Below are 18,417 nucleotides of genomic sequence, written 5' to 3'. Positions count from 1 at the left end.
ATCGACACTTACGTTTAGCTATCAACACACAGCTTGTTTCGGCCGGTTTCTTTCGCTTTGTAGAGTGCCTTGTCAGCAAGCTTCAATACTTCTTCAGGATGCTTGGTGGTTGTGCTATCAGACAGCCCAATACTCACCGTCACGTTTACCACTTCCGATGGTTTTCCGTTCTGACCACGATTTTTGATACCCACTTCATGGTCATCAGGGCGCTCGTGGCTATTTCGAATGGTCATGTCGTAGTTTTGGATCTCTGAAATCAGAACTTGAAGGTGCTCTTTCACCTGTTCCGTGTATTTGCCTTTAAAAATAATCGTGAACTCTTCTCCACCATAGCGATACGCTTTCGCACCACCGGTGGTTTCTCTAAGAATACGAGCCACCAGTTTCAGCACATCGTCGCCAATGTCGTGGCCATAGGTATCGTTAAATTTCTTGAAGTGGTCGATATCAACCATAGCCATTGAATATTTACGGCCTAAGTGCTTCATATCGACTTCTAAGGCGTGTCGACCTGGGATGTTAGTCAGTTGGTCATTAAACGCCATATCGTGGCTAGCAGACATCACATAGACGATGATCAACGTGCCTGATAAGGAGAACATAGTGCTAGAGATGTACTGCACATCAAAGAAGATGAACGTACAAGAAGACAGCAAGATAGTGCTATAAACGACAACATCAATAGAACGGTTGTACACCAGCACGAGGATGGCTGTAAGGCCAAGCAAGCAAAGGCTATACAACACCAAAACAAAAGGCAGTTTGGAGAAGTCTCTAACAATGAACAGTAGGCCTTCACTCCATGATTCAAAACCGCCAGCATGGAAATGAGAAACGATCAATTGCGCCCATACCATAAACAGCACGAGAACGATGGCGTAGAGGAGCATCGACTTTGAATTGACACCGTTATCCGGGAAGGCATACACCAATAAGCAAGTAACCGGTACTAATGCCGCAAGTAACGACAGCTCTAATAAGGTGGTTCCGGTGTTTAAAGGGGTTTGTAAGCGAACTTGGATGATCAAATAGGCTACTAGCATGGTTAATGACACCATGGCCATGCGCCCTTGTCTGAATGTATGGCATAGCAAAACGGCAACGCTCAATAAGATATATGGAAGGTTGCTAGCAAACCCTAGGTTTGAATCCGTCACAAGAATGACGTTGTTCATACCAGCGAGTAAAATTGCCAATAAAAATAGAGGGAAGCAAAATCGAAACATGCTCGACGTTACAAAAGAAGATGCCATTTACGTGGTGAGCCTAATTATACTGATGATCTTATAATTTAATTTTATACGTAGGATACGGTTAAACAAGCGAATGCCAAGCTTTTTACTTAAATTAGAGCAAAAACATAGTCATAGGCCGCTAATGATGCAACCATTTTTATATGTATTTGAGTTGCTATTAACCATAGAACCAACTACACAGTATATATGAGAAATTAATTAGTCGTTATAGTTAGTTAACATGCAGTTAGTAAATCTGTAGTAATGAGTAGGGTATAGTAAGGTAACAATATGTAGGTCGTTGCCAATCAGGCTAGAACTCGATCTGTCGTGATAGCTACAAATGGAGGTGTGGTATGCAAATTAGTGTTGATGTTCACAACTATATGGAAACGCTGGTGGGTCAGGTCTTGGCTACCGAGGAATATGTGTCTAGTTATAACAACGAACAGTTGGCTGATCTCGCGTGTTTGGCTTTAGGTCAACTTAAGCCCATCTATATTCGTTTCGATATCGATTTTCTTTCGGCATTGCCAGAAGACAAACTGGTACTCTATAAACGAAATAGTGAGATCGCGGTCAAGAATGCTGAAAGTATGATCATTGACGATAGAAGACGCGAACGTGACGACAATGTGCCCGTTATCTTTAGTCAACACAATTTTGATGATGACGTAGAATTGCAGTGGTATGAAAAGCCATTGTTGAACCGTAAACAGTCGTGATAGTTTAGAGTTAATACGGTCATTTAAGGAGTAAAAAACGTGGGATTCTTTTCTAGATTATTTGGTGGCAAAGAAAAAACCGAACAAAAAGTAGAGATTGAGCCAGTCGAATATAAAGGTTTCAATATCTATCAAGATGCCATTGCAGAATCTGGTCAATACCGTGTTGCTGGGCGAATCGAGAAAGAATTCGACGGTGAAATCAAAACTCATCGTTTTATTCGTTCAGATGTTGTTTCAAACAAACAAGATGCCGATGAATTGATGCTAAAAAAATCGCAGATGTTCATCGACCAAATGGGCGACAATATATTTAGCTAACCAAATAGGGTTAGAATTGATGTTGGTCATAATTTAGAGAGCTTTCAGTGTATATGCTGAAAGCTCTTTTTAGTTTTAGGGACAAAGAACAGCTAGTAAGTTGTTATTTAAAGGATTATTTGCAAGTGGTTTGACCTCTTCGTTCGAGAAGGTCGTCATTTCTTCAAATGAAGCGCTCAAATTCCATCCAAATCGTTATAAGTAATAACTTTTCCTGTTCTTTGAACAAAACGCTTGAAGTATTAGTTGTCGTTAGATACAAACGAATAAGTCATTCGTGCCAATAGTCAAGGAATAGCTATGCAAATTGGTGTACCAAGAGAAACACTCGCAGGTGAAACGCGAGTCGCTGCTTCGCCGAAATCGGTAGAACAGCTTCTAAAATTAGGGTTTGAAGTTTGTGTTGAATCACAAGCAGGTGCGTTAGCAAGTTTTGAAGATGCAGCTTATGAACAAGCTGGAGCAAAAGTTGTTACTGCAGACGAAGCTTGGAAATCCGATATTATCTTTAAAGTTAACGCTCCGATCGTTGACGAGTCTAAAAACGAAATCGATCTACTTAAAGATGGCGCAACATTGGTCAGCTTTATTTGGCCTGCTCAAAATCCAGAATTAATGGAACAATTGTCCACTCGTAGCATCAACGTGATGGCGATGGATTCTGTTCCACGAATTTCGAGAGCTCAGGCGCTAGATGCATTGAGTTCTATGGCAAACATCGCCGGTTATCGTGCCGTTGTTGAAGCGGCACATGAGTTTGGTCGATTCTTCACGGGTCAAATTACGGCGGCAGGTAAAGTTCCACCAGCGAAAGTATTGGTTGCTGGTGCGGGTGTTGCTGGCCTAGCGGCGATTGGTGCTGCAGGTAGTTTGGGTGCGATCGTTCGTTCGTTCGATGTTCGTCCTGAAGTAAAAGAGCAAGTCGAATCTATGGGCGCTGAATTCTTGGAAGTTGATTTCAAGGAAGATACCAGTGCGGGTGATGGCTACGCAAAAGAGATGTCTGAAGCATTCAACAAGAAAGCTGAAGAGCTTTATGCAGCTCAAGCAAAAGACGTCGATATCATTATTACAACGGCACTGATCCCAGGTCGCCCGGCACCTAAGCTGATTACCAAAGAGATGGTAGACAGTATGAGTGCAGGTAGCGTCATTGTGGATCTTGCCGCTGCGAATGGCGGTAACTGTGAATACACGGTTGCAGACCAAGTGATCACAACTGCTAATGGCGTGAAAGTGGTAGGTTACACCGATATGGTTGGTCGACTGCCGACTCAATCATCTCAGCTATACGCGACTAACTTAGTTAACCTGCTGAAACTGCTTTGCAAAGAGAAAGATGGCAACATCAATATCGACTTTGAAGATGTCGTCTTACGTGGTGTAACGGTGGTTAAAGAGGGCGAAGTGACTTGGCCAGCTCCACCAATTCAAGTTTCTGCTCAACCACAACAACAAGCTAAGCCTAAAGCGGTGAGACCTGAACCAAAAGTTCAAGAACCTGTCTCTCCAATTAAGAAAGCGGCGGGTATGGCAGTTGCTGTAGGTGCTTTTGCTTGGATAGCTTCGGTTGCTCCTGCTGCGTTCTTATCTCACTTTACCGTTTTTGTTCTCGCTTGTGTGGTGGGTTATTACGTAGTTTGGAATGTAAGCCATTCTCTGCATACACCTCTGATGTCCGTAACTAACGCGATTTCAGGGATCATTGTAGTAGGCGCACTGTTACAGATAGGACAAGGAAGTGGCGTCGTCACATTCTTATCATTTATTGCCGTATTAATTGCAAGTATCAATATCTTTGGTGGCTTTACCGTGACCAAACGTATGCTTGAAATGTTCCGTAAAGACTAAGGAGTAACAGATGTCTGAAGGATTAGTACAAGCAGCTTATATTGTTGCTGCTGTATTCTTTATAATGAGCTTGGCCGGGTTATCGAAACAGGAATCTGCACGTGCAGGTAACTATTACGGTATCACGGGTATGGCAATCGCGTTGATCGCGACGATCTTTGGCCCTCATTCTGCTGGAATTGTGTGGATCATCATTGCTATGGTGATCGGTGGTGGTATTGGTATCCACTTCGCGAAGAAAGTAGAAATGACTGAAATGCCAGAGCTGGTGGCAATTCTGCACAGCTTCGTAGGTATGGCGGCAGTGCTTGTTGGTTACAACAGCTACATTGATGCACCAGAAGCGGCAACGCATGCAGAGCACGTTATCCACTTAGTGGAAGTGTTCCTAGGCGTGTTTATCGGTGCGGTAACCTTCACCGGTTCTATTGTTGCATTTGGCAAGCTTCGCGGCGTTATCTCTTCGTCAGCACTGAACATCCCTCATAAGCATAAGTGGAACCTAGCGGCTATCGTTGCTTCTACATTGCTCATGATCATGTTCGTTAAAGCTGACGGCAGTATGTTCGCATTAATGGTGATGACTCTTATCGCATTCGCATTCGGTTACCACCTAGTGGCATCGATTGGCGGCGCAGATATGCCAGTGGTTGTTTCTATGCTGAACTCGTACTCTGGTTGGGCAGCAGCGGCAGCAGGTTTCATGCTTGCGAACGATCTGCTTATCGTAACTGGTGCGTTAGTCGGTTCGTCAGGTGCGATTCTGTCTTACATCATGTGTAAGGCGATGAACCGTTCGTTCATTAGTGTTATCGCTGGTGGATTCGGCCAAGACGTGGTTGTATCTGACGGCGATGAAGAGCAGGGTGAACACCGCGAAACATCAGCTGAAGATGTGGCAGACATGCTGAAAAACTCAAAGTCAGTCATCATCACTCCAGGGTACGGCATGGCAGTAGCTCAAGCTCAATATCCAGTGCATGAAATCACTGACAAGCTAAGAGCGCAGGGCATCAAAGTTCGATTTGGTATCCACCCTGTTGCTGGTAGGTTACCGGGTCACATGAATGTACTGCTTGCTGAAGCAAAAGTGCCTTACGATATCGTTCTTGAAATGGACGAAATCAATGATGACTTCGATGAGACAGATACTGTATTGGTTATTGGTGCAAATGACACCGTGAACCCTGCAGCACTTGAAGATCCAAACAGCCCAATTGCTGGTATGCCAGTACTTGAAGTTTGGAATGCTCAGAATGTTATCGTATTCAAACGTTCTATGAACACAGGTTACGCCGGTGTGCAAAACCCACTGTTCTTCAAAGAGAATACGCAGATGTTGTTTGGTGATGCTAAACAGAGCTGTTTAGGCATTCTAGAACATCTATAGAAAGCACTTTCTAATCTCTTGCTAAGAAGTTTTTTAAGAAAATTTCTAAGAGTTTTCTGAGGGGTTTTCTAATAGCTTTCTAAGTGCTTTCTAAGCACCATGTAATATCTAGACTAGGAGCTCATTTGAGCTCCTTTTTTTGAACCTCAGAACTAGCCTTAACCCAAACCCACAACGAATAGGGTAAAGAAACCAAAGCAAAACCCATTCGAATGATGGCTGGATTCATCAATCAGCTAGCGAGTATGCCTGTGCAACACAATCCTAATATGATGGAACTTATCGCTATAACTCACCATTCCCACTGTTTTTCATGCGGTTAAAAATTTATCTTTGATAGCGAATGGTATATATTTGTTTGATCTATATGAATTTGCGTTGGTTTGTGATCATCAAAAGAACATTTACTCTTCTTATCGCTACGTTATCTGTGTCTGCAAACGCGCTTGCTGACTCTTTACCTGAGCGTATCGATAATTTCACCAAACTCTTTGATCATGAAACCGCAATCGAATCTTATGATATTCGATTGTTGCAGGCTGATTATCCAACACGTTTGATCATGCCGTCTTCTATGCTGCCACAAACCGCAGAGTACCCATTAAAAGACATACAGCGCTTATACCAGTTATCAAAAACCTGTAGCGGGAAATTACCGTTAAGCCCGTTGATCACTGAACCATTGGTCTTTACTCGTGCAATGTGTAAAGGAACCAAGCTTTCTGATCGTTGGTTTAGCCGTAGTGGCTTGATTCACCCAGGTGGTGGTTCTTATGCGGCGCGATACGTAGAGAAGTATCCTGACAAGTTCGACTCTTTGAAACGTTTTATGCATATTCAAGAGCGTCCAAACACTGAACATGATGAACTGTTATCTCGTTTACAAAACATGGACAGTGAGGCCATCACGGCACTGTTAGCCGGTTCGAGCATGTTTGTCGAGCTTGACGAAATGTGGGTAAAACGCGGCGACAGATATTACCTGTACAAAGAATCAGACTGGAATGAAAACGCGACACTTTCTGGATTATCGTTCAGTTTATCTTCAGAAGGCAAAAGCTGTTTTGTTCAGCGCGGTAATGTATGTTGGGAAATAGAAGATCATTCAGAGCTTCTGCAAGTCGCCATGTTTATCTTGGTGCTCGCCAACATCATGCTTGTTTTGGGGTGGGCGGTTTACCGTTGGAACAGTAAGAAACAAGAGATGAAGAGCCGCATGCTGGTGCTTCAAATCCTAACGCACGAATTAAGAACGCCGATTGCAAGTTTGTCATTGACGGTTGAAGGGTTCAGACGTGAGTTCGAACACTTACCAGAATCGGTATATGATGAGTTTCGTAGGCTGTGTGAAGATACACGCCGTTTAAGACAGTTGGCAGAAGCAAGTAAAGACTATTTGCAATCAGACAACCAACCGCTCGCAACAGAGTGGGTACCAAGCGTAGAAGAGTGGCTTCAATACAAAGTTGAAGAAGAATTTGCACCGGGTATTGAACTCCGTGTAAACAAAGATATTGCTGCAAAAATAAACGTATATTGGTTAGGAACGTGCATCGACAACCTGATCAGGAACGCCGTGAAATACGGTGTCGCACCAGTGATACTAGAACTGAATACTTCTGACAAGAAGCTGACATTCAAAGTTATAGATAATGGAGACTTGTCCCGCAAAGATTGGGGGCAACTAAGAAAGCCATTCGTAAGTAAGAGTGGACTCGGTTTAGGTCTGACGATAGTGGAATCTATGGTCGGAAAAATGGGCGGTCACATGACGCTGATAGGCCCCCCAACAACATTTATTTTGGAGATACCTTGTGAAACAGACATTGCTTCTCGTTGAAGATGATAAAAATTTAGCTGACGGTTTATTAGTTAGCCTTGAGCAAGCTGGATATGAATGTTTGCATGCAGAACTGATCTCTGAAGTTGAAGGCTACTGGGAACAAGCGGACCTAGTGATTCTAGACCGTCAACTTCCTGATGGTGACTCAGTAGATTCACTTCCAGGTTGGAAGAAAAAGAAAGACATCCCAGTTATTTTGCTAACGGCTCTCGTAACAGTAAAAGACAAAGTTGCGGGCCTAGATTCAGGTGCAAACGACTACCTAACTAAGCCTTTCGCTGAAGCTGAATTGTTTGCTCGAATTCGCGCGCAGTTACGCCTACCTGATGCTGAAGATCAAGACGCATCAAAAGTGATGGCTCAAAATCTGGTTATCGATAAAGCGACACGTGAAGTGTTTTTCAATGAACTGGAAGTCACGCTAACGCGCACTGAGTTTGACCTACTGCTATTTTTGGCAAGCAATCTTGGCCGTGTTTTCACGCGTGATGAGCTGCTTGACCATGTATGGGGTTACAACCATTTCCCAACAACACGTACGGTAGACACGCACGTTCTGCAACTAAGACAGAAACTGCCGGGTCTAGAAATCGAAACGCTGCGTGGCGTTGGTTACAAGATGAAAGCGTAATGAAAAAAGCCTTACTTCCACTATTAATGTTGTCTTGCGTGGTGAATACCGTGCAAGCTGCAGATTGGTTTAAGAGTAGCGATACTCTAACTCAAGTTCATAAACACCTGTTGGATAATGACTTACCTCAGATGTTTGATTCACTAGTGGAAGTTTGGCAAATCAACTCTTCTCAATCACGAGAAGACCACCTCAATGAGCTGTTCGATCAAGCATTGAACAAAGATTGTGGTAAAACCCTCACCAGAAAAACACTCCCAGATTGGATCAGTTCAGTCGTCGTTAAAAGACACATCATTCAAAGCCCTGGCCGAGATACTTTTCGCGTATCAATTGATGTTGAATCTGAAAACAACATTCAAGATATTACCTTCGAGAAGTGGGTCGATAAGATTGTTTCATCGGACAGTGAGCTAACCAAAGACAGTGAAGTGGTAAACAACGCATCGGTGAGCCTATACCGCAAGCGTTACAATTTAGCATCTCAACTTGAGTCAGGCCTGTATCGTTTAAGTGTGAAAGGCGATGGCGGTAATTCATGGAGTACTTGGATTATTCTTGGTGACGTTTCTTTTCGCCAGCAAGTTCGTTGGGCATCAAAAGACACGTGGCGCATCGATAAAAAAGAACTGCTGAACCCTTATTGTCCGCTTCCTAAGCTCGAAATTGGTTTGTACGATTACGTCGATGAACACTATGAGCAGGTGTGGGGCAAGAGCTATGAATCTGATTATCCAATGAACCTAACTGGCGAAGAACTTCCAAATGATCGCTACGTTTTGGCGGTTTCAATGGTGCATTCACGCTGGCAAGGTGACATAGCGATAGAACAAGCACAAACTATCAGTAAAACTTATGATATTTCTAGCGAAGAAGAGTTAAAGTAATTTAAAATTGAGCCGTTAACTATGTAAGGGATCTAACAAAGATAAACGGCATGAAAAATACGACTAAACTACTCGCAGCATCAATTGCATTCGCCAGTCTTCCTCTTTCAGCAGCAAACTACGCCATTGAAGCGCGTGGTGATGCGATGGGTGGTGTTGGTGTTGTTTCAGCAAACTTCTTAACCGCTCCATTCTATAACCCAGCACTTGTTGCCATTTATCGTCGTAATGATGATATGGGAATGATCACGCCAAGTTTTGGTGGTAGCTATAACGACCCCAACGACATGAAATCGAACATCGATGGTGTTGTTGATGCATCAAATACTGCAGAACTCGATGCGGCGCTTAACAAATTGGATGGCAACCAAGCCAATGTTGAACTGGGTGGTGTAGTCGCCTTTGCTCTTCCTAATCAGTTTATCGCGGCAAACCTTTTCGCTAAAGCCTACACAGAATCATTTGCAACACCTAACGTTTACACAACAGGTTCAGATGCAGATAAAGTGGAACTGTCTACCGTTGAAGCGGTTTCAATCGGTGTCGCAGAAGTCGGCCTTTCTTTAGCAAAATACCAAACCTTTATGGGCCAACACATCTCATTTGGTATCACACCTAAAATCCAACGTATTTACACGTACAACTATGTTGCATCGGTTGATGATTACGATTTATCTGATGTAAGAGAAAACAGTGACGGCGAAACTGCATTTAACATGGATGCTGGTGCGCTTTGGTTCTTCGGCCCATTCCGAGTGGGTGTTGCTGCAACTAACTTAATCTCTCGAGATATCGAAACCAAAGATACGACGAGAACGCTAAACAGCAGCACAAGTAGTGCGACACACCAAGTTGGCGGTAAATACACTTACCAACTTGAACCGGTATACACAGTGGGTGCCGGCATCGTGTCGGATTACTTTTCTTTCAGTGTTGATTACGACCTAAACGAGACTGAGAAGTTTACTTCGTTTGCTGATAACGAACAGATGATTCGTGTTGGTACTGAAGTCGATCTTTTACGTCAGCTTAAGTTAAGGGGAGGGTACTACAAGAACCTGGCTTACTCTGATTCAGAAGGAACAGTCACAGCCGGTATTGGTATTTCGCCACTCAACTTGTTCCAGTTAGATCTAAGTGCAAACTACACAAACGAAAATGCAATGGGTGCTTCAATCAATTTCCTTGCTAGTTACTAACAGTCCTTATATAGTTCTGCTCCTAAATAAAGGAGCAGAGCATGCTAAACGACTTACCAACCCTTTCTCACGAAGAACAACAGAAAGCTGTTGAACGAATTCAAGAAATGATGACTCAGGGCATCAGCACAGCACAAGCTATCAAAATCGTTGCTGAGCAAATTCGTGAAGAAATGAGTAATAAAGAAGAGTAGGGCATCAGCCCTTCTTTTTTAACACCTTAGTGCACTATAACTAAATATATTACCCTCTAGTATATTATCTCGTACATCCGAACTCTTTAGTTACCCTAAATACCGATCTACCAAAAACCCTTAAATACCTTATATTCAGTCAGTTACGTCGGAGTAATCCACTTTTCAGGCTTTCCTTGGCTTCTATTTGTAATTAAATTACAGCAAGATCTGAAAGTAAAACAACCGCCACTTTAGGTGTCAGCATTTATGTCACCACGTCTAAGTGGTTAAATATATAGCGTTTTTTAAGGCTAGTGACGTTGTGACTTCTATTTTTAGCGGATAATAGTTGATGAACGTTCAGAAGCAGACAAATGAGGATTTCATCTAAGAACAATGCGAGATAAGTGACGACGGTAATGTTCAAAACCGATACCGCGAGTGACTTACCACCCCTTATCGCAAGCTTTACGAGCCAAATATGTGACTTTAAGAACAAGTGCTTAGGAAGCTTAGAGGCGCAAGGAAGAGCTGTTTATAGAGCGATTCAGGTACGATACATATCAACCTGAGAATGCTATTGATGACGTTATTACAGATGGTTTTCTAGCAAACGGTGTTATAGCCGATGGCGAGAGCGCGCTTATAGGCATACGAATCGAATCGATTTGAGTTCTGATGAGACAGCAAAGCTTATGGGCTTGTTTAGTCAGCGGTTAAAAATTTGATGGGTGCTTAAGTGGAGAGTAGATATCGACTGGGTATTAATGGCTTGTTGATTGAGTATTGGCAGAGAGTTGATTGAGTAGTGGCCTGAGTTGAATGTGTAGCTGCGGTCCAGTCTAGCGAGCCTTAGTAAAACGTAACGACTTGGTTTCGTCCGTTGTCTTTCGCTTGGTAGAGTGCTTTGTCTGCACGTTTGATGGCGGTACGTATCGATTCATGTTCCTTAAGCTGCGTTACTCCGGTCGAAGTCGTTACTTTAAGCGCTTTAGGCCAAAGGCTTTGGTCCATTGCTAGGTAAAAATTATCGATAGATTCGTTACACTGTAGCGCAGTTTGCTCGAGGCAAACGAGTAGAAACTCCTCACCACCCCAGCGATAAAGCAAGTACTGCTCACCAAGGCTCTCGTTCGCCGTTGCGACAAACTGAATAAGTACTTTGTCACCCATTTCATGGCCATGTTGATCATTGATCTGCTTAAAATGGTCTAAATCAAACAACGCGATGTGAATGGTTTTTCCTTGTTGCGCCAGCCATTCGAAATCATAGAAGGTATCTAACGCTTCGGTTCGGTTTCTACATCCGGTCAACGGATCGGTTGTTGCCTTTACCTTGAGCTCTTCAATTTCTTCGGTCAAATGGCGTTGTTGCTCTGCTGCACGCGTTCTGCTTCGCTGCGCGATGTGTAACGCACAACCTACATAACAGATGGCATAGGTCACCCATAATCCAATTAAGAGTTCACCTAACAAAGCTTTGCTGATGATTTTACCGTGGAAAACAATGCTCGAGATCTTAATTGAATGGTGCCCATCAAGCGTGCTGGCTCCGAGCCCGAGCTCAACAGAAACCGCGTTTGTAATGTCTACCGCACTACTCGTAATAAGTTGGTTGTAATGGTCAATCCACCAAAAAGGGACGTTGAAGTAGTTTAAGTCGATGTTGTTTTTATCTGGTAACGAGAAGTCTAAGCGATTGAACTTATTCGACATAGCATCGCCCTTCACGCTGTAATTCTTGGCGTAATTACGAATGTAGAAGCGAAACCTTGGGTCTTCTTGGCCTTGGTAATCCATATTAATGGTGACCGAATCGAACGTAGAGAGATCGAGCCCTTTACCTTGTGTCGATATAACGAATTCAATTTCACAGAAGGGTAAGCTATAGGTTCGTTCAAAGTCACACTGTAACTCAATTCCATCTTCTGACTTATGTAATGAGCCTACGGTGCCACCATCGTGGTCTCTGTCTGTGTTAACGCGTGTAGGGTATTTGTCTGGTGTAATAACGTAGCTTTTATTCATGAGCGTATTAAAAGAGCTCAACGACACTAGCGTGATTGCTAGGCAAAAAATCGAAAGGAATATGTTGAGTTTTCGGAATGCTTTGTCGCTCATGATACTAACCCGTACACGTGATTCGAATGTAATGCGCAATGCCTTAGAGTTGGCGCAATCGGAGATTAGAGTATTAGCATTGATAAAATTGCTACACCCAGAACTTATCCAGAATTGACGGTTATACAGGAAAGCGCACCATTAGACCAAATTCAAGTTTAAAAATTGAACGCAGACCCTTGATTTTGAATGTTATTTGCTCAATAAGTGCGGTTTTTACGGGGGTAATAATTTAACTGTATGTTTATACAGTTAAATTTAAAGTGGCTCGGTTTGTTGTAATCAGAGTAGTGTGCGCGAGTTTTAAGGCTTGCTGTGATACGAGTCACGAGGCCACTGCTACTGCTCATCAATTAAAGTGGAGGGCTATTATGTTGCAGTGTCACTTTTTTTATCGAAACACTTTGTTGTCTATGAGAGCGTTCGTACCACTCATCTAATCTTTCATTCCCAATTACGCGCCATGGTGCGATACCTACTTGAATACTACGCATCTCGATGGAAAACGAAGTGATGGCGTTACTTGATGCGTTAATCATCGCACTTATTACAGGTTGAGTCTCAAGCCTTGGCACGATTGCGGCATTGAAAACAGACATCAACTGGATAAAGCGAGTGCAGCAAGATCAAGAGCAACGCATACGAAAGCTGTAGAACCTCAATGGTTAAGAAAGGTTATAAGTGCAAAGGTCGAAAGCAAAACGGTCAGTTAATGAAGGGCTACACACTTAGAAACGGGCGAGTGGTCAGGGTGAATACGACCAGAAAGCGTTGATAATTAACATTAACAAAGGAGCCACTTTCTCATAAATGTGGCTCTTTTTTCATTTGCTATTAATCAATAAGTCACTAAGCACCTAGTTTTATAGCTAATGATGTAAATCACTGTTATAAATAAGGTTATCGATTATACTCTCCCAATAAATAGGTTTAGATAGAAGTTGCTGGATAGACAATGAAGTACGATGATTTAGGCGGTGGTTGGTCAAAAGTAACGGTATTGAAGTCAGAGACGTCAGATTTCTACAATCGTTATTACTACAAGCGAGTAAAAGCAAAAAGAATTGAGATCACGACACCTAAAGCGCAGGTTTTAGCATCATATACTTTGATCGAAAAAGATTTACGTAGTGTTGGTATTTGGTTAACGGAAATTGAGTCGATGCTTAAGGCCGATGAAAAGTATGCCAAAAACCCAAAGTATAGAAAATCTGATCATGACCGAACGAGGTATAATGTAATCAAAGGGTTGTTTGTCGCAGCACTAACGTTTTATGCAAAGTGCTTCGCTACTTGCGAAGGTCGAAGGGTTAAACTTGAAAAGAAGAACCTTGATGAAGATTTTCAAAATAAACACCAAGCGGCTATTGATATGCGTAACAACTTCGCTGCTCACAGTGGATCTGAAAAAGTTGAAAAAGTGAAAGTCGTTTTAGCTTTGGATACGAAACGTAGAAAAGGAGCTACTCCTTATTTTACGCGTGAGTTAGGGCAACCAGATACGTACACCTTGGAAAATCTCACAGAGTTCCGTGGTTTAGTTGAGCACGTGAAGTCCCTAGCTGATGATAAAATTGAGACCTTGAACAAAAAAGTGCTTGAAGACGATATAATTTCAAAAGGCGGTGACTACTGGTATAACAAGGCTTAACAAAGTGGGAGGCTTGTTACTGCTACTTAGTAATCTGCGGTTATCTTTTTTGTTAGAAGCATATAAGCATCGTTATTACTGTCTGGTATAAACCTCGACCTAATGATGGGGGTTCACAAAGAGCAGTGAGGGAACCAATTTTTCAATTAAGCATCTAAAATTTATGGATTTATATGACTATTTTTGAGGTGGATTACGGTCTAGGTCCTCTAAAGGATGTCGAAAATGCGATCTTATCTGGTATCACAACATTATCAGAAAGACATCGACGTACCCCTGGATTTGACGGGTTATGGATGAATGAGTACGGGTCTGTATTGTACGGGGCATTGTTCGTTGCTGCTCAAGCGTACTGTATTGGAAGCTTAAGAGACATAAATGACCTAAGAGGGAGTTTAGGCTTGAGCAAACTCACTAAAAACAGTGCCTACAGTGACCACCATATAACTTCTAATGAATGTTCATTAATTGAACTTGTTAACTCAGCCGCTAATTATTTCAAACATAGAGAAGAGTGGAATGAACCTTGGCCACGCAACTATACCACTGGAGTACTAGAAGCATTTTCTATGGACTGTGATTTCCCCATCAATGAAGTTTATGAATTAATAGAGGTAACTCACGATTATGGGCGACTTTCTAACCTTTTGTCAGAATGGCGAGAAAACCTGATTAACAAAGCAAATCAAGAGAAAATCTAACATTGTTTTGGAGTTTTCTGTAACAGTATGATTTTTTTTTGGTGAAATTGGCCGTGTTAGCAATGTACATATATTCAGGATTTCGCAATGTATTCAATAGGAGATATTGGTGTTAAAAAAACATAAAAATGGCTTTCTTGAGATAATCGAAGAGTCAGGTTTTCATGCGAGTCAATTTAAAGCAGTGGAAAAAGAGGTTGATAGTAATCCTGGGTTCATTTTACAGTTCGTAAACTCTCCGCTAGCTTTCTTAACAAGAACCAATTCAACTGATTATTTTGAACATGATTTTCGTTATGTCCTATTTGCTCCATCTTATCCCAAGTCTGAGTACGTGCCTGAGAATGGCTGGTGCTCAATAAACGATGTGTATGAGGGTCTTAAACAATGGTTGGAAAACCATATTCTAGTTTATTTAGACGAAATAGATATACCTGACCTTTGGTCTCAAATAGAAAGTCAGAATTTATTCGTTGAAGATCCAATGGTTAATAGAAGTGAAAAGGGGTTTGATAAAGCTGAAAAGGAACGCATAGTATTGGCAATTGAGCACTTCAAGAGCTTAGTCAAACTGGAATACAAACCGACAGAAGAGCAACTAGAGGTCATAAATGACCGCTTAGGTTATCTTGTTGAATCAGTAGACCGTCTCAACAAAGTTGACTGGCAAGGGGTAGCAGTGTCAACGATAATCAGTATATCTATTGCTCTATCATTAGATACTAATAGAGGAAGCGAGTTGTTTAGCTTATTCAAGTCTGCTTTTACGTCCGCACTGGACTACATTGGCTAAAAGGCTTTTGACTGGTACAGATGCTTGACACCTTAGTAGATAACTTGAGGATAGTATGAAAATATATCGAATAAGCAACAAGTTAGTTTTGTTCAATATGTGACTAGTAGTTGAACATCTAAATGCAATGCTGTATATTCATTCGGCTCTTGATGGGATTGAATGGGACGTAAGTACCTTTCAATTTGTTGGCTAAATTTGCTTTAGTCACAAGGTTCACTTCTAACAAGGTGGGCAACTCTAATCTTTACACTTCGGTGTTTGGTTTACCAAGGTGTTAATTAACACATAATCTATAAGTATCTTCACCCATCTTGAGCATTTTCAATTGGAGAAAAAGCTTAATGAGTGATGACGTCACAAATTCCCTCGAAAATAAAATCTGGTTTACGAGAAAGACTAGAATTAGAACATCTGAAAGATTGCAATCAAATCACTTTCATTCTAATTTGATATTAATCTGGTACTCTCTTTTTACTTTTCTTTTAGCAATTTACTTAATCAAATTCCCCAAACTGTTTAGTGACTCAGACGTTATTATGACGATTCTTACGGGAGCAGTGTTTTCCTTATCTCTTTTCATTCCACAGCTAAATTTATCTGCTCGCTATGAAAAGGTTAAGAAAAATTATATTTTATTAGATGATCTTCTATTTGAATTGAAGTTTAAGCCTAATAAACAAGAATTACTTTCTTTGAACGACCGATATTTAGATTTACTAGATTCAGTTGAGAATCATTCAAACATGGACTATCTGTACTTTTTGCACTACGAATCTGGCGATAAATGTTCGGCAACTATAAGTACATATGACTGGTTTATGTTACAGGTTCAATTGGCCGTTAGGGCAGTTACATTGACTACTCTTTATATTGCACCAATTTTATTCTTGATGGAGTTTATTTGATGCAAGCATATGAAGTAATGTTTAACTATTTTAATAAGGATAGTTTGACAGAAATATACTATAAGTACATACATTACTCACCATCAACTGGCGTTGATGGCATCAAGGCTAATGATAAATATGATATTGATAAGGAAATTGAACTTATTGTAGATAAAGTTCTTAATGGACGATATAAATTCAGCAAATATAAAGAAAAACTCATATCAAAAGGTGCAAATAAATTACCTAGAGTTATCTCTATACCTACCGTTAGAGATAGAATAGTTATCAAAGCTTTACATTTAACATTACAAGAAATATTTCCTGAATGTGCAAGTACATTGATACCACAGTTAATGCTAAACAATATTAGTTGTCAGATTAAAGAGCATCGATTTGAGTCATTCATCAAAATAGATATAAAAGAATTTTATCCTAGCCTAGACCACAATATTCTAGAAGAAAAATTATCACAAAAAATCAGAACGAAAGCACTTAAAAATATTCTATTCTCTGCAATTAAGAACCCTACAGGTGCATCTGATTGTGTAAAAGGTGTTCCTCAGGGTTTATCTATTTCAAATATATTGGCAGAAATTTACATAAACAGCCTAGACCAAAAATATAGCAATAATTTTAAATTCAAATTCAATCGCTATGTTGATGATTTATTGGTTCTTTCTGTGGATGATTACCCTAAAGATTTGTTGTTTGAGATAATTTCGGATTTTAAAGCTTTGGGTTTAGATTGCCATCCTTATGACGAAGTTGGAAGTAAAACAAAGATTGGACGTATTACTTCTAAATTTGACTTCTTAGGATACGGAATCGAGAATAGAAAATTAACAGTTAAAGAAGAGAATGTACAAAGAGTCGAAAAATCAATAGCCAGAATAATTCATGCTCACAAGTATATATCTAAGGCGAGTGAAAAAATAACTCAATACAAATTGAATTTAAGAGTCACAGGTTGTGTTTTTGAAGGAAAAAGAAGAGGGTGGTTATTTTATTACTCTCAAATGGAAGAGCATGAGGTTTTATATCGGTTAGACAGTACTGTAACTAAGCTTTTGAAACAGGCAAAACTGAATCCCTTTATTAAGCCGAAAAAATTTTCCAAGGCATTCTATGAATGCTCAAGGAAGAATTTAGAAAATCATAATTACATTACTAATTTCGACGGTTATTCTCTCGATGAGAAAAGACGGTTGCTCAAAAAATTTATGGAAGCAAGTAAAGTAAATAGCCTAGATGACACAGTTGTGGACGCTTTGTTTAAAAAACGTGTTAGATATTTGGTTAGAGATTTAGAGGAAGATATAAGAAACAACAGTTAACCAAAAGCATTGAGTGCTAGTAACATTGTTAAAGAGAAACTTGGAGAGCGATCTACGTTAACTAGTAATGGCTTTGTCCCGGTTCTTATTTAAATTTGGTGGGCACCCAAGGTTTCGCCGGCATACGACGACCGCCACGAAATGGCAACGGATGCTCCTTAGGTGGGTAAAACTTTGGGGAATCAATTCGACTGTGGCGTTCGACGAGCTGACGATGTTCGTCGCGCCAAAACGCAAAACTGAGCAATTCTTTCGGATTAAATTCGCTTCGTTCAGGCGTGATCAAGGTAGCACGATCAAATTACATCTAAATCCATTCCAACGATAGTCTAAAGGCAAATAACCGCGAGCGTGGATGTTTGTGAGTTTCGGTAAAGTACTTAACCGATTTGAACATGTCTGTTCGTGACATTACGTAGATCTGAGGAACACACAGAGTAATTCAATAATCTAACCAACATGCACAAACTTATTGCGAGCTGTAAGTTGGGTTTAAAAAACTCAGCATGAAAACTTACAGACGAACTCGTGTGAGAAAACTTAACTGGCTTAGAGGATAACTCAAAACAGAATTCAACGTGTATAGCCAACAAGAAACACGGTGGCGTGTGTAAAATCTGAAAAAGAAACGACAGCAATGCCCACAAGGTTTACACACAGCGC

The 18,417-nt window shown here is 41.0% G+C and carries 16 protein-coding genes and 1 pseudogene; 14 read left to right on the top strand and 3 right to left on the bottom strand.

The window, feature by feature from the left end:
- Positions 1 to 14: 14 nt before the first annotated feature.
- Positions 15 to 1,256: a GGDEF domain-containing protein gene (locus tag L3V35_RS01005; RefSeq protein WP_065206137.1), complete on the bottom strand. Its 1,242-nt coding sequence runs from the start codon at positions 1,254 to 1,256 to the stop codon at positions 15 to 17.
- A gap of 338 nt (positions 1,257 to 1,594) precedes the next feature.
- Between L3V35_RS01005 and L3V35_RS01000 the strand changes: the two genes are divergently transcribed.
- From L3V35_RS01000 to L3V35_RS00960, 9 genes are all read left to right on the top strand, one after another.
- Entirely contained in the window at positions 1,595 to 1,963 is a 369-nt protein-coding gene (locus L3V35_RS01000) for a late competence development ComFB family protein (RefSeq protein ID WP_004731025.1), read from the top strand.
- 39 nt (positions 1,964 to 2,002) lie between these two features.
- Positions 2,003 to 2,284: an HlyU family transcriptional regulator gene (locus L3V35_RS00995; RefSeq protein WP_004731023.1), complete on the top strand. Its 282-nt coding sequence runs from the start codon at positions 2,003 to 2,005 to the stop codon at positions 2,282 to 2,284.
- A 300-nt stretch (positions 2,285 to 2,584) separates the two neighbouring features.
- Positions 2,585 to 4,135 carry a Re/Si-specific NAD(P)(+) transhydrogenase subunit alpha gene (gene pntA / locus L3V35_RS00990; RefSeq protein WP_004731020.1) on the top strand — a complete coding sequence of 517 codons (1,551 nt, stop codon included), beginning with the start codon at positions 2,585 to 2,587 and terminating at the stop codon, positions 4,133 to 4,135.
- A gap of 10 nt (positions 4,136 to 4,145) precedes the next feature.
- Positions 4,146 to 5,525 carry a Re/Si-specific NAD(P)(+) transhydrogenase subunit beta gene (pntB, locus tag L3V35_RS00985; RefSeq protein ID WP_017079246.1) on the top strand — a complete coding sequence of 460 codons (1,380 nt, stop codon included), beginning with the start codon at positions 4,146 to 4,148 and terminating at the stop codon, positions 5,523 to 5,525.
- 367 nt (positions 5,526 to 5,892) lie between these two features.
- Positions 5,893 to 7,365 carry a sensor histidine kinase VxrA gene (vxrA, locus tag L3V35_RS00980; RefSeq protein WP_054546846.1) on the top strand — a complete coding sequence of 491 codons (1,473 nt, stop codon included), beginning with the start codon at positions 5,893 to 5,895 and terminating at the stop codon, positions 7,363 to 7,365.
- Positions 7,340 to 7,999, top strand: a complete 660-nt coding sequence (vxrB, locus tag L3V35_RS00975; protein ID WP_009845363.1) for a response regulator transcription factor VxrB — start codon at positions 7,340 to 7,342, stop codon at positions 7,997 to 7,999. Before vxrA ends, vxrB begins: the two co-directional genes overlap by 26 nt.
- On the top strand, positions 7,999 to 8,886 hold the full coding sequence (locus tag L3V35_RS00970) for a DUF2861 family protein (RefSeq protein WP_146455745.1): 888 nt from the start codon (positions 7,999 to 8,001) through the stop codon (positions 8,884 to 8,886). Before vxrB ends, L3V35_RS00970 begins: the two co-directional genes overlap by 1 nt.
- Positions 8,887 to 8,936: 50 nt before the next feature.
- A complete protein-coding gene (locus tag L3V35_RS00965; RefSeq protein ID WP_237298137.1) occupies positions 8,937 to 10,085 on the top strand; it encodes a conjugal transfer protein TraF in 1,149 nt (382 codons plus the stop codon).
- 41 nt (positions 10,086 to 10,126) lie between these two features.
- Entirely contained in the window at positions 10,127 to 10,279 is a 153-nt protein-coding gene (locus L3V35_RS00960; RefSeq protein ID WP_004731009.1) for a YoaH family protein, read from the top strand.
- 834 nt (positions 10,280 to 11,113) lie between these two features.
- On the opposite strand, the gene L3V35_RS00955 is transcribed toward L3V35_RS00960, so the two are convergent.
- A complete protein-coding gene (locus L3V35_RS00955) occupies positions 11,114 to 12,421 on the bottom strand; it encodes a GGDEF domain-containing protein (RefSeq protein ID WP_237298136.1) in 1,308 nt (435 codons plus the stop codon).
- 916 nt (positions 12,422 to 13,337) lie between these two features.
- Between L3V35_RS00955 and L3V35_RS00950 the strand changes: the two genes are divergently transcribed.
- From L3V35_RS00950 to L3V35_RS00930, 5 genes are all read left to right on the top strand, one after another.
- Positions 13,338 to 14,033 carry a hypothetical protein gene (locus L3V35_RS00950; protein ID WP_237298135.1) on the top strand — a complete coding sequence of 232 codons (696 nt, stop codon included), beginning with the start codon at positions 13,338 to 13,340 and terminating at the stop codon, positions 14,031 to 14,033.
- A gap of 173 nt (positions 14,034 to 14,206) precedes the next feature.
- Complete coding sequence (locus L3V35_RS00945; RefSeq protein ID WP_237298134.1) at positions 14,207 to 14,734, top strand: hypothetical protein; 528 nt, start codon at positions 14,207 to 14,209, stop codon at positions 14,732 to 14,734.
- Positions 14,735 to 14,843: 109 nt separating this feature from the next.
- Positions 14,844 to 15,527 carry a hypothetical protein gene (locus L3V35_RS00940; RefSeq protein ID WP_237298133.1) on the top strand — a complete coding sequence of 228 codons (684 nt, stop codon included), beginning with the start codon at positions 14,844 to 14,846 and terminating at the stop codon, positions 15,525 to 15,527.
- A gap of 344 nt (positions 15,528 to 15,871) precedes the next feature.
- Complete coding sequence (locus L3V35_RS00935) at positions 15,872 to 16,435, top strand: SLATT domain-containing protein (protein ID WP_237298132.1); 564 nt, start codon at positions 15,872 to 15,874, stop codon at positions 16,433 to 16,435.
- Positions 16,435 to 17,754, top strand: coding sequence for a reverse transcriptase domain-containing protein (locus tag L3V35_RS00930; protein ID WP_237298131.1), 1,320 nt, complete (start codon positions 16,435 to 16,437; stop codon positions 17,752 to 17,754). The genes L3V35_RS00935 and L3V35_RS00930 overlap by 1 nt, the downstream gene beginning before the upstream one ends.
- Before the next feature lie 85 nt (positions 17,755 to 17,839).
- On the opposite strand, the pseudogene L3V35_RS00925 reads toward L3V35_RS00930, so the two are convergent.
- Positions 17,840 to 18,123 (bottom strand): annotated as a pseudogene (locus L3V35_RS00925) (DUF3653 domain-containing protein); the annotation flags it as partial.
- Between the last annotated feature and the right edge of the window lie 294 nt (positions 18,124 to 18,417).

It is taken from the genome of Vibrio sp. L5-1 (assembly GCF_021728315.1).
GTDB classification, from domain to species: domain Bacteria; phylum Pseudomonadota; class Gammaproteobacteria; order Enterobacterales; family Vibrionaceae; genus Vibrio; species Vibrio splendidus_K.
The sequence above is the reverse complement of the archived record's forward strand: the minus strand, read 5'-3'. Positions and strand labels throughout refer to the sequence as shown.